The organism is Arthrobacter arabinosi, from assembly GCF_054511115.1.
Genome location: NZ_JBTNDF010000002.1, coordinates 547908 through 569652, shown reverse-complemented (window position 1 = coordinate 569652; position 21745 = coordinate 547908). Strand labels below are relative to the sequence as shown.

General features: G+C 62.7%; 18 protein-coding genes and 1 pseudogene. 13 read left to right on the top strand and 6 right to left on the bottom strand.

Going from position 1 to position 21745, the window contains the following annotated elements:
* The first annotated feature begins 178 nt into the window (after nucleotides 1-178).
* Nucleotides 179-991 (top strand): glycosyltransferase family protein, encoded by an 813-nt coding sequence (locus tag ACX80P_RS06780; RefSeq protein WP_459277295.1) that lies wholly within the window; start codon nucleotides 179-181, stop codon nucleotides 989-991.
* Complete coding sequence (locus ACX80P_RS06775; RefSeq protein ID WP_459277294.1) at nucleotides 964-2010, top strand: glycosyltransferase; 1047 nt, start codon at nucleotides 964-966, stop codon at nucleotides 2008-2010. Before ACX80P_RS06780 ends, ACX80P_RS06775 begins: the two co-directional genes overlap by 28 nt.
* A 4-nt stretch (nucleotides 2011-2014) precedes the next feature.
* On the opposite strand, the gene ACX80P_RS06770 is transcribed toward ACX80P_RS06775, so the two are convergent.
* The gene (locus tag ACX80P_RS06770; RefSeq protein ID WP_459277293.1) at nucleotides 2015-2929 is read right to left on the bottom strand and encodes a 2-hydroxyacid dehydrogenase; all 915 of its coding nucleotides are present in this window, start codon (nucleotides 2927-2929) and stop codon (nucleotides 2015-2017) included.
* A gap of 169 nt (nucleotides 2930-3098) precedes the next feature.
* On the opposite strand from ACX80P_RS06770, the gene ACX80P_RS06765 reads away from it, so the two are divergent.
* From ACX80P_RS06765 to ACX80P_RS06745, 5 genes are all read left to right on the top strand, one after another.
* Nucleotides 3099-4481 (top strand): D-arabinono-1,4-lactone oxidase, encoded by a 1383-nt coding sequence (locus tag ACX80P_RS06765; protein ID WP_459277292.1) that lies wholly within the window; start codon nucleotides 3099-3101, stop codon nucleotides 4479-4481.
* A gap of 33 nt (nucleotides 4482-4514) precedes the next feature.
* Nucleotides 4515-5357 (top strand): glycosyltransferase family 8 protein, encoded by an 843-nt coding sequence (locus ACX80P_RS06760; RefSeq protein WP_459277291.1) that lies wholly within the window; start codon nucleotides 4515-4517, stop codon nucleotides 5355-5357.
* Between the two features lie 861 nt (nucleotides 5358-6218).
* Entirely contained in the window at nucleotides 6219-6392 is a 174-nt protein-coding gene (locus ACX80P_RS06755) for a hypothetical protein (protein WP_459277290.1), read from the top strand.
* Between the two features lie 214 nt (nucleotides 6393-6606).
* Complete coding sequence (locus ACX80P_RS06750; protein ID WP_459277289.1) at nucleotides 6607-6849, top strand: helix-turn-helix domain-containing protein; 243 nt, start codon at nucleotides 6607-6609, stop codon at nucleotides 6847-6849.
* Between the two features lie 2 nt (nucleotides 6850-6851).
* Nucleotides 6852-7025 carry a hypothetical protein gene (locus ACX80P_RS06745; protein WP_459277288.1) on the top strand — a complete coding sequence of 58 codons (174 nt, stop codon included), beginning with the start codon at nucleotides 6852-6854 and terminating at the stop codon, nucleotides 7023-7025.
* A 15-nt stretch (nucleotides 7026-7040) separates the two neighbouring features.
* On the opposite strand, the gene ACX80P_RS06740 is transcribed toward ACX80P_RS06745, so the two are convergent.
* A complete protein-coding gene (locus ACX80P_RS06740; protein WP_459277287.1) occupies nucleotides 7041-7334 on the bottom strand; it encodes a hypothetical protein in 294 nt (97 codons plus the stop codon).
* A gap of 841 nt (nucleotides 7335-8175) precedes the next feature.
* On the opposite strand from ACX80P_RS06740, the gene ACX80P_RS06735 reads away from it, so the two are divergent.
* The 5 genes from ACX80P_RS06735 to ACX80P_RS06715 all read left to right on the top strand — a co-directional run bounded on the left by ACX80P_RS06735 (nucleotide 8176) and on the right by ACX80P_RS06715 (nucleotide 12597).
* Nucleotides 8176-8535: a DUF6221 family protein gene (locus ACX80P_RS06735; protein ID WP_459277286.1), complete on the top strand. Its 360-nt coding sequence runs from the start codon at nucleotides 8176-8178 to the stop codon at nucleotides 8533-8535.
* Nucleotides 8536-8540: 5 nt separating this feature from the next.
* The gene (locus tag ACX80P_RS06730; RefSeq protein WP_459277285.1) at nucleotides 8541-9308 is read left to right on the top strand and encodes a helicase associated domain-containing protein; all 768 of its coding nucleotides are present in this window, start codon (nucleotides 8541-8543) and stop codon (nucleotides 9306-9308) included.
* Nucleotides 9309-9660: 352 nt separating this feature from the next.
* Nucleotides 9661-11064: a DUF2971 domain-containing protein gene (locus ACX80P_RS06725; RefSeq protein ID WP_459277284.1), complete on the top strand. Its 1404-nt coding sequence runs from the start codon at nucleotides 9661-9663 to the stop codon at nucleotides 11062-11064.
* A gap of 791 nt (nucleotides 11065-11855) precedes the next feature.
* Complete coding sequence (locus ACX80P_RS06720) at nucleotides 11856-12053, top strand: hypothetical protein (RefSeq protein ID WP_459277283.1); 198 nt, start codon at nucleotides 11856-11858, stop codon at nucleotides 12051-12053.
* An 88-nt stretch (nucleotides 12054-12141) separates the two neighbouring features.
* The gene (locus tag ACX80P_RS06715; RefSeq protein ID WP_459277282.1) at nucleotides 12142-12597 is read left to right on the top strand and encodes a hypothetical protein; all 456 of its coding nucleotides are present in this window, start codon (nucleotides 12142-12144) and stop codon (nucleotides 12595-12597) included.
* A gap of 78 nt (nucleotides 12598-12675) precedes the next feature.
* Here ACX80P_RS06715 and ACX80P_RS06710 read toward each other — a convergent pair whose 3' ends face one another.
* Together ACX80P_RS06710 and ACX80P_RS06705 are read right to left on the bottom strand one after the other, a co-directional pair.
* On the bottom strand, nucleotides 12676-13020 hold the full coding sequence (locus tag ACX80P_RS06710; protein ID WP_459277516.1) for a histone-like nucleoid-structuring protein Lsr2: 345 nt from the start codon (nucleotides 13018-13020) through the stop codon (nucleotides 12676-12678).
* A 102-nt stretch (nucleotides 13021-13122) separates the two neighbouring features.
* Complete coding sequence (locus tag ACX80P_RS06705; protein WP_459277281.1) at nucleotides 13123-15051, bottom strand: DUF262 domain-containing protein; 1929 nt, start codon at nucleotides 15049-15051, stop codon at nucleotides 13123-13125.
* A gap of 272 nt (nucleotides 15052-15323) precedes the next feature.
* Between ACX80P_RS06705 and ACX80P_RS06700 the strand changes: the two are divergent.
* Nucleotides 15324-16642: pseudogene (locus ACX80P_RS06700) on the top strand (ISL3 family transposase).
* Nucleotides 16643-17443: 801 nt separating this feature from the next.
* On the opposite strand, the gene ACX80P_RS06695 reads toward ACX80P_RS06700, so the two are convergent.
* Entirely contained in the window at nucleotides 17444-20554 is a 3111-nt protein-coding gene (locus tag ACX80P_RS06695) for a type I restriction endonuclease subunit R (RefSeq protein WP_459277280.1), read from the bottom strand.
* Nucleotides 20551-21708 (bottom strand): restriction endonuclease subunit S, encoded by a 1158-nt coding sequence (locus ACX80P_RS06690; protein WP_459277279.1) that lies wholly within the window; start codon nucleotides 21706-21708, stop codon nucleotides 20551-20553. Before ACX80P_RS06690 ends, ACX80P_RS06695 begins: the two co-directional genes overlap by 4 nt.
* Nucleotides 21709-21745 lie beyond the last annotated feature (37 nt).

Genomic DNA, 21745 nt, shown 5'->3' with positions numbered 1-21745 from the left:
ACCTACTGTAAGACGCGTGGGGCACGTCACACAAGAAAGAGCCATCCGTTCGCCGGGCCTGGCAGAAGTACTTCGGAGTCTTCACTGTCGTGGCACACGTCCACCTGACCTGACGGGAACCGATGTTGATCATCACCTTGAACGGCGACCGTGGGTGCCGCGCCGCCCGCGCCGAGCAGTGACCCCCTCGACGACCGCCGCGTCGGCACTGGTGGTCATTCCCGCGTTCGGTTCGCCGGAGCTGACCGATGCGGTGGTGCGTGACCTGGTCCGCGACGGGAGCGACCTCGACCCGGCCCTGCGCATCGTGGTGGTCGACAACGCCGGTGACTACGTTCTCCCCGAGGGGCGCATCGAGGTCCACCGTCCGGGGCGCAACCTGCGGTGGATCGGCGCCGCGAACTGGGCCCTGCAGACGGCGTCGCGCGATGGACAGGCGGTCTGCGTGGTGCTGAACAATGACATCCGGCTGTCGCGGGGGTTCCTCGACGGCTTGCTCGCGCCCTTCTCGACCGCGGACGACATCGCGCTCGCCGCGGCCTGCTACGACGATTTCTGGCTCCACCAGCGGGCCTCCGCGATCCCGGGCACCGCCGCGGAGTACGTCCCGCGCGACGTGCTGCGCGACGTCGATTTCTGTGACGGCACCGCCATAGCGTTCGCGGTGCCCTCCGTCGTCGAACTGGGGGGTCTGGACGAGGTCACCTTCCCGCGGCACGGCTACGGGGCGGACATCGACCTGGCGATCCGCGTGCGGGCGGCCGGCCTGCGGTGCGTGGTCACTGAAGGCGCCTACGTCTCGCACCTGAGGCGGCAGACGATGAACCGGACCGGTCAGAGCTCCGAGGGGAACCGGGCGGAGATCCTCCACGGTCTGGACGCCAAGTGGGGCGCCGGGTGGCGGGCGGACGTCGGGCTCGGCCCGGACTCGTTCCCCGCCCACAACACCGGGAGCGGGGCGTCGTGGTACCTGACCCCTCCGGCATGGTGAGCCGTCCCGGACGATCCCCGGGTCGGATCGTCTACGCCGGTTTCGCCACGCGCCACCACAGCGGCGGCGTGCACGTGATGACCCAGCACGTCCGGCTGCTGCGTGAGCTCGGCCACGAGGCCTGGTTGTGGCTGCCCGACGAGGACGACCGCACCGACTGGATCGCCGACGACGTGCCGATGCTGTTCGGCGCCACCACGCCGATCGGCGCCGACGACCTCCTGGTGCTGCCGGAGACGCCGACCGTCCAGGGCCGCGATCCGGCCCCCGGAGCCCGCAAGGTCATCTTCAACCAGAACCACTTCTACACCTTCGCCGCCGGCGCCCCCGGCGACGACTTCCCCGGGTGGTCGCCGGCGCCCGCCATCTGGGTGGTGTCCGCGGAGAGCCGTGACGTGCTGTCCGCCGCGCTGCCCGGCCTTCCGGTGAGCGTGGTGCCCAACCCGGTCGACGGCGAGCTGTTCGCCCCCGGCGCGGCCGGGCAGCTCCGGGTGAGCTGGTTCCCCAAGAAGCGGCCGCGGGAGGCTTCGCTGCTGAAGCGGCTGCTGGCCGACGACCCACGGCTCTCGGGAGTTGAGCTGGTGGAACTGGTCCAGGCCCCACGGGCGGAGGTGGCCGCCACCCTGGCGGGCTCGGCGGTCTTCGTCGCCCTCGGGCACACCGAGAGCTTCGGTCTGCCGGTCGCCGAGGCGCTGGCCTCAGGCTGTCTCGTGGTCGGGTACGACGGCGGTGGCGGGCACGAATTGTTCGAGGCACCCGGCGCGTGGCGGGTGCCGGATCAGCGACCGCTGCTGGTCCGCGACCGGGTGGCGTCCCTGATCCAGGACCTCGACGCTCTGGCGCCGGTCCGCGCGGCGAACCGCCGCTGGGTGCTCGACCGCTATCCGTTCGCCCGGACCGGCGCTGCACTGCAGGAGGCGGTCGCGGCCGCGTGGGCCCGGCCCGGCGCCGACGCCGTGGCCGTGCATCCGGTCGCCTGGCTCGACACCCTCGGTCCGAACTTCACAGCGTATGCGTGAGGGTTCAGTGGGCGCCCTTCACGACGTTGACGAGGTCCTCGCCGGCCACGTAGCGGCGAACCTGCGCGTTGACCAGCGCGAAGGCTCGTGGGCCGGACTGCGCAATCGAGCCGGCGGCGTGCGGGGTGATGATCAGGTTCGGCGCGTTCCACAGCGGGTGGTCGGCAGGCAGGGGCTCCGGCTCCATCACGTCCAGGGCGGCGCGCAGCCGCCCGGACGTCAGTTCCGCGAGCAGCGCCGGGGTGTCCACGACCTTGCCGCGCGCCACGTTGACCAGCAGGGCGCCGTCGGGCATCCGGGACAGGAACTCCGCGTCCACGAGCCCTGTCGTATCCGCGGTGAGCGGAACGGTCAGCACCACCACGTCAGCCTTGGGCAGCAGGTCCGGCAGCTCGGAGGTGGCGTGGATGCCGTCCCGTGCCGTGTGCGCCACGAGCACGGGAACGGCGTCGAAGCTCCGCAGCCGGCGCGCGGTCTGCTCGCCGAGGTCGCCGGCGCCGATGATCAGCACGCGCTTGTCGCGCAGGTCGTCGGCCTCCATCGGATCCCATCGGCCCTGTCGCTGCGCTTCACCGAAGTGGGGCAGTTGCCTCAGCGTCGCCAGGACGACGGCCAGCACCAGTTCGGCGACGGCCGAGCCGTGCACCCCACGCGCGCTGCACAGGGTCACACCGTCCGGGACGTGCTCGAGGATGTCCTCGACGCCCGCACTTGTCAGCTGCGTGACCTCGAGCTTCGGCATGGCGGCGAACTTCCCGGCGAGGTTGGTGGAGTCCTCGACCTGCGGCACCCAGAAGACGGTCTCCGCCAGGCGCTCGGGCTTCTCTCCCTCGCCGTCCCAGACGATCACCTCGACCCCCTCGGGGAGGGCTCCGAGGAGATCACGGGCATTCGAATCGGGTACACAGATGACAGTCATTTCGTCAGTCTAAACATTCCTCCGACGAGGCAGGGCTATCGTGTCAACAGGACTTCTACAGAGCTGAGAAATTCACCCACGCTGGCGGGAAACACCCGTGCCCGATAAATCAGCCGCGCCTGTCGGTGCGGCTTCGAAGGCAGAACCGAACTTCCACAGGAGACGCGTCATGGCCATCACACAGCTCACCTACCCCCATCAGGAGCCGGAGCTCACCGGCGAGGACACCCGGCTCCGCAACTGGGCCAGGAACTCCCGGCTGGGCCCGCCCGGCTCGGTCGTCGCGCCGGCCACCGAGGCGGAGCTGTGCGACTTCCTGTCCTCCAGTGACGGCCCGGTCCGGATGATCGGGAACCGGATGTCGCCCGGCCGGATGATCGAGGTCGCGGACGGGGCCGGCACGCTGCTGGACCTGAGCAGGCTGAGCGGCCTGATCTCCAGCACGGAGGACACGGCGACCTTCGCCGGCTCGACTTCCCTGGCCGAGGTGTACGCGTTCCTCACCGCGCGGGGGCAGATGCTGGACGCCTCACCCGGGGTGATCGCCGAGCAGACGCTGGCCGGCGCCCTGTCCACCGGAACCCACGGTCAGGGCCTGCAACAGAGCTCGATCGCCGGCGCCGCGCTGGCCATCCGCATGGTGCTGGCCGACGGCACGGTCGCGGAGTTCGACCATGACCACCCGGACTTCCCCGCCGTCCAGCTCGGCCTCGGCTCACTGGGCGTGATCACCGCCGTGACGTTGCGTGCACGGGAGTCGATGATCTACACCTGCGTCAAGAAGGCCGTCGACGCCGGCACCCTGGAAACGGATCTGGAGATCTGGAACCGGGAGAACATCCTGGTCAAGGCGTGGTGGTTCCCTCGGGAGAACCAGGTCCAGGTGTGGACCGCCAACGAGGCGACCGAGGGCGAGATCTCCCGGTACCGCGCCGGCGGCAGTCAGCTCGTGGAATACGCGACGACCAATGCGTCCATGAACAGCACCGTGGAGTCCACGCTGCAGCAGCTGCGCGATGACAGCAAGGGTCTCGCCGACAACGGCAGGTCGCTTCGCACGGTGTCACGCTTCCGGGACTTCACGGACGTCACGGGTGACATCTACCAGGTGTTCTGCCGGGGGATCGCGACCCCCCAGATCAACGTCGAGATCGGCATCCCGCTCGCGCAAGCCGGAGCCGTCATCAGGAAGATCAAGGACTGGCACGCGGAGACGCGTCCCACGATGCACTACCCGGTGATCCTCCGCTGCACCGGCGCGTCCGACGGATGGCTGAGCCCGTCTCATGGCCAGGACACCTGCTACTTCGGCTTCGTGGTCTACTACGCGGCCGACGGTTCGCTGTCCGAGGAGGGAAGCAGCTTCCTTCGAGCCGTGGAGCGGGCCCTGGCCGAGGAGGGTGGCCGGCCCCACTGGGGCAAGTACTTCGACGAGTCGCTCTACGACTGGCCGGCGCTCTACCCCCAGTGGGAAGCCTTCCGCCGGGTGCGCGAGACGCTGGACCCGGAGCACCGGTTCGCGAATGCATTCACTGTCGCTCTACTCGACTGACCCGACCCCGCCACTAGGACAGGAACACTACTGATGAACGCCTGGGTGACCTTGCTGACCCAACCCGACTACCTGATCGGGGTCCGGACGCTGCGTGCCTCGCTCGAGCGCTCCGGCAGCACCGCCCCTCTCGTCGTCATGGTGACCGAGGGGATAGACGAGCAGGCCCGGCGCCTCCTGCAGGACGACGGCTGCCTCTTGCGCGACGTGGCACCGTTGCGGCCGGCCGGGGGATCGGCGGACAGCTACGCCAACGCCCGGTTTGCCGAGGTGTGGACCAAGCTGGCCGTCTGGGGCCTCACTGAGTTCGAGCACGTCGTCTTCCTGGACGCCGACATGCTGGTGACCCGGAACATGGACGAGCTGTTCTCGCTGGACCTACCCGACGGCGGCATCGCCGCCTGCCACGCCTGCCGGTGCAACCCCAACCGGATCGCGAGCTATCCGCCGAGCTGGACACCCGAGACCTGCTTCTACACGCACTGCCGGGGCGGGGACCACGTCACCGAACCGGGGACGACGGACAACTACCTGAACGGCGGCTTCCTCGTGCTGTCGCCCGACGAGGCGGTCCTCGCCGACATGGTGGACCGGCTGGCCAGCGTGGACGACCTGTCGCACTACCCGTTCGCCGAACAGGACTTCCTCAACGAGTTCTACCGCGACCGCTGGCGTCCGCTGCCCTACGTCTACAACGCGCTGAAGACCCTGCCGCACCAGCACCCGTCCGTGTGGGACCCGGCGGCGGTGAAGAACATCCACTACATCATCGACAAGCCATGGGCGAAGCCGCTCGACCCCGCTGACCGGTACGTCGAGGTGAACCGGCTCTGGTGGGAGATGGCCGACACCCTCAGCGCGCCCGTCGGCTCCTGACCTCGCAGGCGAAGGTGCTAGGTTTCGACTCCGCTATCATGTGGCGGGGTTCGAACCTGCCGCGCGTTCCGCGCCGCGAGCGACCACCCGCTTATCATCGACCGGTGCGAGACCATTACACGAAAGCACCTTGGGCGGCAGGACGAAGCATAGAACGGAAAGCCTGAAATTGCGGCAACGCGTCTAGCCGAAACAGGCGACTGTCCTGCGGAAGCGATGGGAAGATTCACACCTTGTCCAAGCGCGGAGGTTCCCTCGGTAGAGCGGTGTTGGGCTAATTGCAGTGCAGCAGACTAGGTAGATGTCCTCGATATCGACAGGCCGTAGCGGAATCGGTGGCTGAGAAACCGTGAGGCCGTACTGGTTCGCGACGAAAGCAATATGGCCTGTTGTTTCGCGCGCACTCTCAGAGCCTGCGCGACCAAGTGCTGCTCGCATGGAACGTTGAACTCGGTTCGTGTATGGGGCGCTCAGGCGTGCTGCAAGGTCGTCTTGCCGCTCTCCGAGGGAAGGTGCCGTGTTGTTCCACGAACCCGATTGCGGGCCGACGCGCTCAGGGCGTCCTTCCGCACCAGGTGAGCGTTCGATCACGCCGGTCTTCCGGCGAGTAATTCCTGTTGGGAGACCCATTCTCGCGCGACGGGATCGAGGAACTCGGAGTAGTAGACCCGCATTTCTACGTGTCTCAGCTCGAGGAGTTGGGGGTGCACGCTCAGCGAGGCGAGGCTTTGATCGCCAAGCACGCCATGAAGGACACCACAACCGACATGACCAGCGAGCCGGCCGAGTAGGGGAGCGACGGGGTGGCACGGCAGGGAGGACCTGCCGTCCCCGTCAGCGCCGGTGTGTCATCCTGTGGGCATGGTCGATCTGCAAGTGCAGAAATTGGAGGCCGAAGCCAGGCGTGTCCCCGACCCCGGCGGGCCCCTGAGCAACTACTCGGACGCGCTGGAAGCGTGGGCTGCCACGCGCCCCGAGCTGCCCTATAGAAGGCTAAAGCCCATCATCGACCGCTTGATGTGGGAGCACCGATAGATCTCGCAGGCATCAATTGATATGGGAGCTGCCGGTAGTTTGAGAGACGCTCCAAGCCCTACTGGGTCTCAACAGATGTCCTCATCACGAGGGAAACCCGGAGACGGAACCATGTCATGCGGTTTTCGTCTCCACCCCTTCATGCGTCGACTTAGGGCGTTGATTGAGGGCGTTGATCAGCAGCGTGGTGTGTGGCGGCTGGGATGCTGGGTACATGACAGTCCAACCCCCGGACGACGGGCAGCCCAGGCCGCTGCGGTTCCTGACCCTGCAGCAGGTCGCCGAGGAATTGAACACCACCCCGAGCACCATCCGGGCACTCATTGCCTCGGGGGAGGTGCCGGCCATCCAGATCGGCGGCCGCGGCCAATGGCGTATCGAACGGTCCAAGCTCGAGGAATACATCACCGCCGCTTACACCAGAGTTCGCGCCGACATCGCGAAGGGTGAGATTTAAAGGTGGACGCTCAGCAGCGTGAAGCGCTACTGGCGGAAGCGCGTGCCATTCCGGACGCGGGCGGGCCCCTCGCCGAGTATAACGACGCGTTGCAGGCCTGGGCCGACTCTCACCCCGAGGTCGACCGCGGGGAGCTGACCCTGATCATCATTCGACAGCTCAGGGAGCATCGGTAGACCGCTCAGGACGACCTACGACGGACGGTCGTCTTGTCCGTCACGTGCGGGGGTGACCGCACTCAACCACACCCAGCCCTCACGCTGGATGTCGATCATGGGTTCGAGGAAGCGGATCTTGACCGCGGTGCGGGTGTAGGAGAGGGCATGGGCCTGGACCCGGATGGCTTTGGAGGGGTAGCGGATCCACGCGTACGCCCGGCTAGGCTCCGGAAAATCGGTGGCAGGAGTGTTCTCGAGGTCGAGCTCGGCCGCGGTGAGCATGATGAGTTCCTCGCGCATCACGAACTCCTCGATCCGCTTTTCCATCGCCCGGGCGTAAAAGGCCTTGTACCTGCGGTTCTGACCCATAATTCGCTACGTGCTTCGCTATCTCCGGTGTGTATCGACCCGGCACGAACCGTTTACACCCGATCGAAACCCGATAAACACATTGATCGTGAGCCGATCAGGGATCGGTCAGAAGTCCTGACAGTGGCTGGTGTCCGGTTAGAAGCCGTCGACGGTGGTGACGCGGCGCAGCCGCCAGTCCGTCGAACGGGGGTCCGCGCTCATCTCGAATTCCAGGACCGGGGACGCCGGCCCGGTCTGTGCTTGAAACCGCCAAAACCGGGTACCAGCACTACCCCCAGGCATGGGTAGGGGAGTAGGGGCAGAGGCGGGCCCGGGTCGGTTGTCCGGACTGGACCAGGAAGCAGGGGTGCCGATGACCTGCCAGAGCCCGCCCCGCCAGCGCAGCGCCAGCGGGAGCCCTGAGGGCAGGAACCGGACGGCCGCAGTCTCATCGAGCACCAGATCGACGTCCGGCCCACCTTTCGTTGCACCTTTGGCCCCACCACCCGTCCTGCCGCCTGCCTTACCGCCCTGTGCGGGGGTGTGCTGGTGGGTCGTGTTCCTGCGGTGGGTTGTCGTGGTCGCCATGGGTGTGTCTCCTGATCCTGCCTGCCGTCCCTCGAACAGGTTCCTTAAAATAGAACACAGGTTCGATTATATGGGAAGTTCGAACCTGACCACCGAACCCGGTTGCTGACACGAGGGGTGTGGGGCATCCACGTGTGGTCGGGTGGAGCCCGAAGGGTGGAGCTCAAAGCCGTCCCCAGGTGGGAGCGCCGCACCCCGTCCCGCGTGTCCTCTGGTTACCCTCGACACCATGAACCGCACGAACAGTACGGACCAGACAGACCGCACAGGTCAGGCGGACCAGGCGAACCCGGTTGATGACATGGGATCAGACGGTACTGCTGATCCGATGGATGAGCTGGCCGCATTCATCCTCGCGCGTGTCACCGACGATCTGGAAGTGCTCGCCGGGGCCGGGGTGATGCCTGTCCAGGTGGGCGAGCGGCTGCTGGCCGAGTGTGAGGTCAAGCGTAGCCTGGTCGGACACGTCCAGAGCATCGATTGGGCGTATGAGCCGGCCGGGGATCAGGACTACATGCGGACGGTCCTCGAGCTGCTCGCCCTACCCTGGGCCGCGCACCCCGCCTACAACCCGGACTGGGCGACCTGACGCCGATGCAGACCCCCATCCAAGCCTCTTCTGACTCGACGGAGACGCCGTCGGAACGTCGAGACGACCTGACGAAAGCTCCCGCGGGCGTGGATGAGCCGATCCTGTCCGGGGACGAGTGCCTGTGGGAGGCGTGTGAAAGCCGGCAGGAGTGGCTGCTCATGTACTCCCGCGGTATCCCCGTGCTGGTGATCGCCGACTGGTGCAGGGTCGCCGTGAAGCGCGTGGTCCGGGCCGTCGACCGGCAGATCGAACGCGACCCGGCATGGTTCGACCGGTGCTGGCTGATCCATGATCAACCCGCGTGGCCGGCGAACGGGAAGCATTGCCGCCGGACCCGGGAGCAGGCGTGGTGGGAGCACTATGCCCGCCTGACAGCGCATGTGCGCGAGCACGGGAGGATCCCGGCGCAGAACGACAGCCAGGAGGCTCGCGTGCTGTATCGATGGGTGGAGAACCAGCGCAGGAACCACGACGCCGGCACCCTCACCCCCGACCGGACCGAAGCCCTCAACAGGCTGGGAGAGTGGATAGGCACCCGGAGAGGCAACGCCGACGCGCTGTGGGCGCGGCGCCTCGACGAAGTTCGGCAGTTCAGGGCCGAGAAGGGCCGATTCCCGTACTCGGACCAGGATCGGTACCCCGAGGAGCGAACACTCGCCATCTGGCTTGTCCGGCAACGCACCTGGCACCGCAAGAACCGGCTACGACCCGATCGACTTCAGCAACTCGACCAGGCCCTGCCCGGCTGGTATCCGTTGCGCCACGTTTAGTTCTCGTTGAATCAAAGTTGTCGTGGTTGAGGCTGCGTACCGCTTACTCTGGCCCACCCTGCGGACAGTACGAGGCAGCGCAGGCAATCGGACTTCGATCGTTTCTCCTGCTCTAGCCCCACCTCGCATCCATGGAGGCTGTGCACGGCCACTGCTCGCTCGAGGTGAGCTATCCCATGTCGGTGACGCAGGTGGTTGTATGCAGACGGGCCCTTGGTTCCTGCTGTGCAGCATGTGTGCGGGAAAAGCAGCGGATCGGAGGGAGCTTTTGCCGTGCCCATGTGCGCAGGAAGTGCAGCAATCATTCAGGACGATCAAACCGTTCACCTCTGCATGCTGCAACAATCCAAGGGTGAGCGACGAAAGCGAGTCCCCAGATCCCCAGCCCGACCCAGGTGTAGAGAGAGAAGCGCCAGCCGAGGAGGGCGTAACAGAGGGTGTCGTTGTCCGGCTTGAAGACATCATCAAGCAAGCGAACGAGAACAAGCGATCGATTGATGCCCTGGTGCAGGACTCAAAACCTTGGGCGCAGCTCCATCCCACCAAAGACCTAGCTTCGAGTATCAGCGGAATGTTCTCTTCCTGGCAGGCTCAGAACTCGGAATTATTATCGGCTATTGCTCCCATGGATGCTGTTCGCGCGTCCATGACCGGACATCTCGGGCTCAGCAAATCGGTGGCCGAGTTAATTGGACGACAGAATCAGCAGGTTGCAAGGTCATTCTTCAACGCATTTGGGGCGATAAGCGAAGCGCGCCGGAGCATCGGCGCACTAGAGGGGATTCTCAACAGGCCCGGTTTTGCAACTGGCACCCAACGCTTCCTAGCGACAACTGAAGATTTAAGGTATGGCTCCGGCAGGACCGTCTGGCACTATACGAGCGGATACGTCCTGATGCAGGTCTTAAGTAAGGACTACCTGTGGGCGTCAATCCCGCATAACTTAAACGACTCATCAGAAGTCAAGCATGGGTTGGACATCATTCGGCGGGCTTTCGATCAGGGACTGGCAGAACTCGCAAGAAACCCGAAGTATGTTGACAAGGGGTTGGACTCCTTCAGGCAAGCCGTCGATAGAATATTTAATGAGAGATTTTTGAATGAGGTTCTAAATGAGATTTACATCATCTCGGCTTCCGCGAGCCAGGACAGCCTCACCCTATGGCGCAACTACTCGGGCGGAGATGGGTTCGCCATCGGGATCCGTTCGGGTGTGACACTGTCGGCGGACGGTATATCTGAGAGTCCAGAGGCCAACCAGGCAGACGCTAGGGACGCTGTTCCTCCGATCCGTGGATGGTACAAGGTGGCTTATGGGGAGAAGCAGAAGAGGCACCTAGCGCAGCACTTCGCCGCTAATGCACTTGAGGACATGAAGAAGGCTCTGCCTTCCAACCGATCACAGTTGTTGCGGGAGCAGCGCAAACACATCCTAATTTTGGCGTCGACGATGAAGCACATTGCCTTCAAAGATGAGAACGAAGTCAGGTGGATCACAACGAACTGGATGCCTGTCGAGGTGATGCCTCGAGGCTCTGTGGTGCATTACGAACACACTCCTCAAGGCATCGTGCCAGTCCTGCACGTTCGAACGGCATCGGAAGATGAAGCAAAACCGCTCCCAATTAAGGGAATTCGATGCTCGCCCGCATCCCGCGAGGGTGTGGAGCGGACTATTCGAGGACTGCTCGTGGATCGTGGTTATAAAGCAGCGAGCAAGGACGTGCGGCAGTCAAAACAGCCCTATAAGGGGTAGGTGGATCAGGATAACGGTGCAGCAGACCCGGCGCGTATCTGAGATTCGCTCAGGTTGCTGCTTCTCTTCGGTTCGCAGCCTCCGCGGACTACTATCGAGCGAAGCTCATCACGCGACATGAGGACGGCAGCATGGTTATCCTCCACCCGGCCCGCTTGGGATTTCTCACGGTCGTTCTTAGTGCTGCGTTGTCGCTTGCCTCCTGCACGACCGGCTTCACTTCAGGTGAGGGACCAACGGACGCACCGGCTGGAACACCTGCTGAGACGGCTGTTGAAACGATGTTGGGGACACCTACCTCTGAGCCAACGTCCACGGTTCCGTCATCACCTCCGTCGACGAACTCGGGTAGCCCGTCGAGTACAGCTTCGCCTTCTCCTACTTTCATCACTGACGATGAGCTGTCCGGTGACGCGCTTAAGACCTTCTCGGGAACGTGGGAGGACGTGGACTATGCATTCGATCTGCCGTCAGGTTGGGCTGTTGTGGATGACCCTTCCGGGCCCGCTGGAGTGTACGTCATCAATTCGCAGAGCGTTCGTGTAGCAAGTCTTAGCATCCTTGTGGCATGGGGGGCGGAGTGCTCGCCTGACAGTTGTGTTGACCGTCCTGCTACCTACCTGGGGGATTGGGCGGGCGGGGCGCCGTTGTCGAAGTCCGGCCCCTTCCTTGTCCGAAGCGTCGCGATGGATCTGTCGGCCTTTCCGCGAGAGCGCGAGGTGAATGATTGGCCGACGAACGTTCAGGTGGTTACCTCCCTGAGCTCCAATACAGGGGCACCCTCGCAGACCATGGCGCCTCGATACATGTATGGGCTGGGCCAGGTCGAGACGGGCGTCGTAGCTTCCAACGGGGTGACTAGTCGAACCATCCTCTTCATCTCAACCCGGGACTTCAACACGCTGCAGGAAGCACAGGACTATGCAGGATCGGACGAGCACCGGAAGATCCAGAAGATCATTGCGTCCTTCCGCGAGCAGAAGAACTAGGCGCGCTATCCGAGTCCTGCACCTTCATCATTCGATCAGCTCGGCTGACTCATCCTGCGTCGTCGGAGCGATATGTCAGGGTGAAGTCATGAAGAAACTCACGACATCAGTCGCCCTTACATTTGCTGCTGCCCTTGCCCTGTCGGGATGCGGGGGAGCGGACGCACCCACGACTGAGACAGTGGAGTCGGCTGCCCCGGTAACGGAGGATGCACCCCAGGTTCCAGATCTGGTCGGGTCGTGGAAGCAGAGCAACCCGAACAGCGAAGAGAACTACCAGCAGGCCACGGTCACCGCGGACACCATCACGATCGAATGGGTCGCCGACGGCGGTAACACGACGTCGATCTACTGGGTCGGGACCTTCGAAGCACCGACGGAGGAAAACGGTTCCTTCACGTCCGTGCGGGATAAAGAGGCAACCGACTCTGCCTTATTGGCATCCACCGAGGACAGCAAGGACTTCATGTTCGAGGGAGAAGCCATCAACTATAAGGTCAGCGCGCTCGGAACGACGACAACGGTCGAACTCGAGAAGAACTAGAACGAGCAGCGCCCCGATGAGCATCGCTCATCGGGGCGTCCCGGCCCTGATCGTTCAGGCGACCGTGAGGAGGCCGACCTACTTCGGGCCTTCGCTGTACGCGTCGACGATGGACCGGGTGATCCGGCCCCTGGAGCTTGAGCTGTACCCGTTGTCCTGCGCCCACTGGCGAATCTGCTGCGTGTCCTCACGCTTGGACCGGCTGGTCGATGCCGAATGCTGGCCGCCCTGACCCTTCCGACCGCCGCGTGCCTTACGCGCCTTGTCCGCATACTCCGACAGGACGGACCGCAGCTTTTCAGTGTTCTCCGTCGTCAGATCGATCTCGTAGTCGGTGCCGTCGACACCGAAACGGACTGTTTCCTGTGCTTCTTCACCGTTCAGATCATCAAGCAATTGAACCTGTACATGCTGTGCCGTTATTACTCCCGAGGCGCTCGATGTGGATTAGTTAATCCCAGCTACTCACCTTATCGCACTGATTGCTTTCGAGCCGCCGATATCTCTTGGCGAACAGATTTCTGTCTAGGATCTTGCAGCTTCAAAAGCGGCGTCCTGAACCTCCATTGAGGGCCCACTCCAAGTACTAGTGATCGCTATAGTGATCAGCCCTGAGCGCTTTCTAACGTCTTCCTCGGTCCACATCGCAGGGTGGTTTTGGACGATTTCTTTATTGAGCACTAGAAGGCTGAAGGCGTCAAGCAGCGTTCGCTTGCCCTTACCTGGCTGACCGCCGTCAACTAGTCCGGTTGCTTGATTATCTGTCCAAGGACGGTTGGACAATGAACCGTTCAACGATTTAGTGACTAGTGTGAGGTTCCCGATTGTGTTGACGAGCCGATCGCGGCGAGCTGCTTCCTCAGGGGTCAGCTTGGGCGTTGAGTCCCAATGGGTGCGCCATCCCTGAGGCATGATGTGTTCTATTTCTAATCCACTGGGGACGCTCACCGATTCATGTTTGTGGCTTTGGCCTCGAAGTTGCTGCTCCACCGCACCAAGTACCACTCGGAGCCGCCATTGGCGGATATTCCCGTACAGCTTTACATCGGGAAGGGCGGTAAGCATCTCTTGGTCGGAGGGCCAGTAGCGGGTCTCGGCGGTTTGTTCCGAGAGGAAGCGCTGGATAGCAGTTCCAGCCTCGTTCGCCTCGATTCCGCCCAGCGCTTTCAAGATAGCGACCATGAAGCGGTTCACGTCTTTCGCGGTCTTCCGCAGGAGCGTGCGGCGGATGACCCAACTCTCGATAGCATCGAGTGCAATCCGAAGCTGATCACGAGGAACTGCATGATTATCGGACAGGAGCCAGAGGAAGACTGGTGTCGTGGCGGCCAGTTCCATGGTTTCGATGACGCGGGAGCGGAACCGCCCCTCAGGTGTCGTTTTGTCGAGCTCGCTTAAACCCCGGTAGGTATCAGCGTCTTTGCGCAGCTCCGCCATCAACGCTTCTGCGCCGTCGGGAGACGTCATTCTCGAATCTGCGTAATCGGCGAAGACCCTGAACACCAGCTCTGCTTTGACTTCCTCTTGGAGGCGCATTGTCAGCCAGTACTGTAAGAAGATGTCTACGCGGGAACGGCTCTGCCTGCCCTGGGAGATCTCGTCACGCCACCATACGGTGTCGAAGTCAGCCCAGTAAGTACTAGACCACTTGTCCACGTCAACGCCAACCTTTTCAGCTTTGCGGAAAACCCAGTTCTTGATGAGGTCGGCCTTTAGCAGTGGCGTGCCTCGGTCGTTCAGCGTTTCGAAGATCAATTGGGAGTTCTCATGACCCGACAGATCTATGGCAACGACGACTAGTCGATGCTCGAGGGTGGCGCATAGTTCCTCAGCGCGTTGTTCCTCGCTGCTGGGCGGAACGATCCCTTCTTCGTCGGCCACTCCAATCAGCCAGCGTTCTGCTTCACGACGGAAAAATTGATGTGCCTCTAGGACGCGGTGCTCGCCACTCCAGGGTTCGGTTGGATCCATTACATGGGCGAACGGTGCTCGGTCTGCCTGGGACGGCCACAGTTTGAAGCGCTCGACGCGACCTTTGAAAGCTGCTGCTTTGTTCAGGATCAATTCCTCAAGCTTCTCCGCTTCATTCGCGTGTCCTCGCTCGGTGACAACCTCATGTGTGGCGTCGAGGAGTAGCTGAAGCGTTGTCATGCGCTGTTGACCGTCGATGACGTCGTGTCGCGTCACGTCACCGGACGAGGCCTTTTTCGACTCGTAAACCACCGCACCCAAGAAGTGATTGGGGATTGGGGGCTTACTGTTATCGAGGAGGTAGCTCTCGGCGACTCGGACCACATCGTCCCACAGCGGTGCCCATTGGCTTTCTTCGTCCCACACGTAGGGGCGCTGGAATGCGGGAATTTCGTAGTGACGACGACCCTCGAAAAGGTCTCGGGGGCTGCGGGGGTGAGATTCCACTATGTATGCCTTCCAGATAACGATGTTCTTCGTCACACGGTATCGCTCATCTCGTTCGTTTGACGCAGCCAGCTTCTCCTAGGCCGAACCGTTCAGGTCTCTAGACGTGCGACGGCGGTGCACTCACACGCGAATGCCAAATATTGAGTCGGTAACACGGCTCTTCGTAGATGAGCGTGGTTAGGACGGTCGGAGGCCGACGCGGCGGGCTGGGCCATCGCTGGCGCGGCGTGGTGCGGGAGGAAAGAGGTCAGGGCCTCTTTGAATTGGTAGCGACCAAGCAACCAAAATTCAGAAGAGACCCTGACATGAATCACTCTATGTCGTGTTCCGATAGCCGCTGGTGCACGCGCGTTGACCTGTTGCTCGGTGTCAGTGGTGTTCACGTCACCTCCGTCGTGGCAACGCCGGCCGGCCTGATGCTGGACGTCAAAACCGGGGAGAACGTCACCGGTTGCCCCGAGTGCGGCGTCGTCGCGGTCGGGCACGGGTGCCGCCCGGTCCGGCTCCACGACACCCCGTGCTTCGGCCGGTACGCCTGATCTGGGCCAAATGCATCTGGCGGTGCCCTGACCCGGGCTGCCCGAAAACAACGTTCACCGAGGAGCACGCGTTGGCTAGTCCCCGCGCCAGACTAACGACGCGGGCCGTCGGCTGGGCGGTCGACGCACTCTCGCGCTATGACACGTCGGTCTCGGCGCTGGCTCACCAGCTCGGCGTCTCCTGGCACACGCTTTGGAACGCGATCAGACCCGAAGCGACCCGCCGCACCACGGCCACCGGCCGGCTCAGCGGGGTCAATGCGCTCGGCGTGGACGAGCACGTCTGGTGCCATACCGGCCCGCCCGGCACGGGCATGGTCACCGGCATCGTGGATCACACCCTCGACGCGGACGGCGCTGTTCACGCCAGGCTGCTGGATCTTGTTCCGGGACGCTCCGGGAAGGCCTACGCAAACTGGCTCACAGGCCAGGGCGTCGACTTCACGGCCAACATCTGGACCGCAGCCTTGGATCCGTTCCGCGGCTACGCCAATGCGATCCGCGATGAACTCCCGGCGGCCATCACGGTTTTGGACGCGATCCACGTCGTGAAGCTCGGCTCGGCCATGGTCGATGAGGTCCGCCGCCGCGTCCAGCAGGACACCCTGGGACACCGCGGACGCAGAGGTGATCCGCTCTACGGGATCCGCCGGACCCTGCAATGCGGCGCCGAGCACCTCACCGACAAGCAAATCGCCCGCTTGGATACCAAGCTCGTCCTCGGGGACCCGGACCACGAGGTGACCCTCGCCTGGCAGTGCTACCAGCAGCTGCGCTCCATCTATCATGCCAAGCCCGAGACGGGCCGGGCCCTGGTCGCCGGAATCCTCACCGCATTCCCGAGCTGTCCCATCCCCGAGATTGCCCGCCTGGGCCGGACCCTGCGGCACTGGAAGACCGCGATCCTGGCCTACTTCGACACCAACGGCGCGTCCAACGGACCCACCGAGGCCATCAACGGCGTCATCGAAACCACCCGCCGGATCGCCCGCGGCTTCCGCAACTTCACCAACTACAGACTCCGCTGCCTACTCGCCGCCGGCGGCCACCGCCCCTACCGCGCCAAACGAACCAACCACGCCTAAATGCGAAGGGCCGCTTTACGTGCCTGCCAATGCACCGCTGATCGAGTGGGCGCCGTAACTGATGAAACAGGCCCTGCCCGTTTCACGGCCTGGGCTGAGTGCCCGTACGCATCGGTCGCCACTAGGGCTGAAGATCGCCGGCATGGTGCCGGCGCTCCTCTTAGGACGAGACGGACAGGGCTCTTGCCGTTCGTTTTTTGTCCCCAGTGCCTAGTTCTACTTCCATCGCAATCCGTGGACGGGACACCGGTTTTAGAGTATTGGCCGCACTAACTAGGGCGTGCACATCGGACATTCGCGCATACCAGGAATCCGAGTCGCCAGGCTCGAGTCGGTGCGGGAACGAGGGCCCAAGACGATCAGCCAAGGGACTGAAGGAAAGGGCGCCGCCAAGCAGGACCACCGAGTATTTGCTGACAGTTACCGGAGCCCGCCCAATGTTCGTGACAGTGATGCCAACAACTTCCTCGTCGGTGAAGCCCTGCGCTCTTACGTTGCGTAGGTCTTTTGGCTGTCCGTCGCGCTCAACGGCGCCGACAGCGGCACCGTGGGCACCAAAGGCACCATGGCTAAGAACAACCCGCACCCGTCGCCCCTCAAGCATCCATGCAGCAATCTGCCAACCCAGCGACAAGACTGCGAGCACGGCACCAAAGCACGCGATGACAAAAGCGGCTACATCCACAACAACTCCTGACTAGTTGTTCTGTGTCATGACATTGGTGACGGCCTGGTGGAGGCGTCAGGCTGGGTGTGGTAACCCAAAGGGGCGGGCAGCGGATGCCCGCCCCTTTGAGCTTCCTATGCCGCCGAATCCTCATCCGTTTCACCAGCAAGGTACCGGCGGTACCGGATAGCCGCCAGAAGCCTGGCAAGAGCGTTGCGGTCCTTGTTGGAGAGCAGCGCCGAAGTGAACTTCTGTTGCCGGGAATCGGTGTCAAGGACGATATTGAGGAAGCTGTCCTGGACATCGGGGGATCCGTAGAAGTCGGCATCCGTGTTGGCCTTCGCCAACTCGACCTGCTCCTCATCTCCCTTGGCCGCGCGAAGGGTTTCATCCAGGTACTTGATGGCATCCTCGTCGCTGAGGTCGGTCCCGGAAAAGAACTCGTTGATCGAGGCTACGATCTCCTCCCACAGGGAATACTTGGGGTCTTTGAGTCCGGGCGCGCCCGCACCCACGAGTGGCGTCAGCGGAGTCGTTTCACCGGTCTCTAGATCCAGCTTCTGGCTTCCCTCCTCTTCGATCCGGTAGTGGGTCATCTCGAGACCGGAGAGGTCCACGGAGATCGCCGATGGCGGGGCCGTGAGGATTCGATCGAGGGCTGCGTAGAGGATTGACCGTTTCTCCAGCTCAGGATCCTTGTAGTCGACGATCTGGGAGAGGAACCGATAGGTTCTGACGTACTTTCCAAGATCAGCACGAAAAGCTTCCAAGACCTCTTGCCCGGTCTCGTCTCCGCTGGTGGAAGCGTGATGGTGTCGTGTGTTCCAGTCGTGGGCGATGGGGTTGACGACGCCATACATCTGGCTATTGGAGCGGGCAAGGGAGGCTTCAGTAGCCCGGTCAAACACGTCGGGGTCGTACAGGCGGGCGGCGTCGAGCTTCATGGCGAGGATGTGGACTTGGTTCAGGTCGGTCACCTCAGAGAGAGTGGAGCCACGGTAATACGGGTCGAAGGCTTCGAGGATCTGGGCGGTTTCGTTGACGAAGTCCAGAACGAACACGTCCTCGGCGCTTTTACCAGGGTAAGTCCGGTTAAGCCGGGACAGAGTCTGTACGGCCATGACGCCACCGAGCTTCTTGTTGACGTACATTGCACACAGCAGGGGCTGGTCGAAGCCGACCTGATACTTGTTGGCTACGATCATCACCTGGTAATCGGGGCCATTGAACGCCGCGTCCAGCGCCTTCCCGCGGGTGCCAGGGTTCATCGACGATTCGGTGACCGGCACATCGTCACCGAGGACCTCATCGTCCACGACGGATCCGGAGAACGCTACGAGGGCGGCTAGGTCGGTGTACCCGCGGTCGGTGATGTACTTGGACAGTAGTTTGTGGAACCGGACGGCCTCCTTGCGGGAGGAGCACACGACCATGGCCTTCGCGTTGCCTGCGAGTCGGCCGGCGACGTGGTCGCGGAAGTGCTCGACGATGATGCCAACCTTTTGGGTGATGTTGTGCTGGTGCAGGGTCACCCAGCGGCCCACCTGCTTTTTAGCGGTTGCCTCATCGACTTCGCCCGAGTCGTGTCCATCCTTGATCAAACGGACGGCGATGTCGTAGGGCGTATAGTTCTGTAGCACATCCAGGATGAAGCCCTCGTGGATGGCCTGTCGCATCGAGTATCGGTGGAAGGGAGCCGGGGCAGCGCCGGGGGTGGTGGCACGGCCGAAAAGTTCAATGGTCTTCGCCTTCGGGGTGGCGGTGAACGCCAGGTAGGAGATGTTGGCCGCTTCGGCACGTTGGGCCATGGTCGCTGCAAGGATGTCATCGGCGCCGATCTCAGCACCCTCGCCAAGGTCTTCGCCCTCTTCAGGCGTGAGGACCTCGCGCAACTTCGCCGCGGCATTGCCCGACTGGGAGGAGTGAGCCTCGTCGGCGATGACGGCGAAGTTGCCGCCGAATTTGGCTGCCTCGTCCTGAAGCCGGTCCAGTGCGAATGGCGCGGTCTGGATGGTTACAACGATGATTGGCGTCCGCTTTTTCAGTGCGTCGACGAACTTGACCGATTTCGAGTCCCCGTCGTCGTCCGAGATGGAAGCGATTTGGGACGAGATCATGTCCAGTTGGCGTAGGGCACGGGTCATTTGTCCATCAAGGACGTTGCGATCCGTGACCACGATGACCGAGGAAAAAACCTTTCTGCCATCGGTGTCATGAAGGGCCGCCAAGCGTTGGGCGGTCCACACAATGGTAGAGGTCTTGCCGGAGCCCGCTGAATGCTCGATCAGGTACTTGCCACCGGGGCCAACGGCCGTTACGTCCTCGACGATCCTCTCCACGGCGTCGAGCTGGTGGAAGCGGGGGAACCGGATGGATGTGGATTTCCGGACCTTCGCGGTCGCCGGGTCGATCTTGTCCTCTGTGACGACCAGCATGTAGCGCATCAGGATCTTAATGAACATGTCCCTGTCCAAGATGTCCTGCCAGAAGTACGCCGTCGCGTCGCCGTCCGTGGATGGCGGGTTGCCCGGGCCTTCCTGGTAGCCCTTGTTGAACGGGAGGAAGGTGGTCTTGTCGCCGTCCAGTTTCGTGGTCATGGATACCACCGAATTGGTAACCACGAAATGCACGAGGGCGCCCCGGCCCCATGTCAGCAGTGGCTCGCCCTTGTCTCGTCCCGGGTCTGTGGGCTTGCGGGAGTGGGCGTATTGCAGTTCCCCGTGTTGGACGGACTGGGTGAAATCAGTCTTCAATTCGATGGTCCCCACAGGAATGCCGTTGCAGAACAGCACCAGGTCGAGGGACCGGTTCGGGCGAGATGTCGAGTAGTGCACCTGGCGCATCACGCGCAGCCTTATGGCTGCGAACTTGGCGACTAGGTCCGGGTTCTTGTCTTCGGCCGGGCGTGCCACGCAGACGGTGAACTTTCCCTGTCCGTGCCTGAACGGGTTCTTCAGGAAATTCAGTGTGCCGCCGCCCTGTTCGACCGGCATGGACATGCGCTTGACGGCATCGTCGAGGAAGGTATCCCGCCGGGCCGCGTATCCGGTGGAACCTGGCTCGCCCAAGACCTTTGTCAGCACGTCCGGATGGGTGTCGGCGAACCAAGCGAGGAAGTCCTCTGGGAAGAGGGCGCGCTCCCGGTCGTATCCGGCATCGGTCGGCGAGTACAACCATCCTTGGGCGGAGAGGGACTCGCAAATCCCGTCCTCCATTGACTTTTCCAGGTGGGCCGCAGTGCTCATGCAAACTCCAATTCGGTGGCGGGAACTTCGATGCCGGTGGTCGGGTCCAAGCGCCCGGTGACAGCCGCGGCGATGACAGCGGCTCGTCGTTCGTGAAGCAGTTCAATCGACTCCTGAGCAGCGGCGATCATGCGGTCCATCCGATGCACGGAATCATGGATGCTATCGATTACGCGCTGAAGCTCGCCTTCGTCGCGCGGGCACGTGATGCGAAGATTCATCAAAGCCTCCGCCGTGAGCTTCGGCTGCGCTGCCCCGGTGATGTATGGAGACAAGTCCATCGAGTCAATCCTGTAGGCCCAAAATTCGACCGGCCCGAAGACAGGCCTTAGGACATGTGCGTGGTTGTTCACCCAGTACCTGCCAGAGGCCGGGAAGGCGATGGGGTAGGTCCGCATCCGGAGATTGGCCCCGTCTTCGGAAACCAGCAGCAGCGACTCATCAAAGAGGTAGTCAGCGACGTAATCGATGATCCCAGAAGCCCCGTAGTAGGGGTAATCACCGCCAAAATCTGCTCGTTCGGTTGTACTCAGCGGAATCCGTCGGCTGTCCAAGGACTTTAGTACAGACCGGACAGGCCGAACGGCCCATGATGCTGGCATGGGGCCAAGAGTCGCATAACCGGAATCGATAAGCGGTTCCCCTTGCACGCCTTCGGTAACTGCATGCCGTATCAACGCGCGGCGGCGCTCAAGAAGGCCGCCGACAAGAGCCTCTTGGGCGGCGATCATGGCGTCCATTTGAGCGGTCTCCCTATCCAAGAAGTCCGCAATGACAGTTTGCATGGGCAGAGGTGAAACGACGCACGGAAGGTTCTTAACGTCCTCGAATGTCAAAGACTGCCGGACACCTCCGCCGAACGAATAGAAGACCTTCGCCTGGTCGTAGCACCGCATGAGGTATGCGAAAAATCGTGGCTGTACGCTTTGTGGCCTGAACGTCACGTATGCAGAAGTGATGATGCCGGCCTGATCTGCCAAGGCCGATCGGAGACTTCGCTTGTCATTCTGCAGATCGGTAAAACGGAATACGACATCACCTGGTTCAACAATGTTGTACGTCACGTAGCTTGCGGGCACTAGCCCGTCTGGGGACTCAATGTCTTTCTGCTTCAACTTTCCGTACGACAGCGAGAGTAAATTGGCTTCAGCCATTCCCTCATTCGGCTTTTTGACCTCACAGCCCAGGACG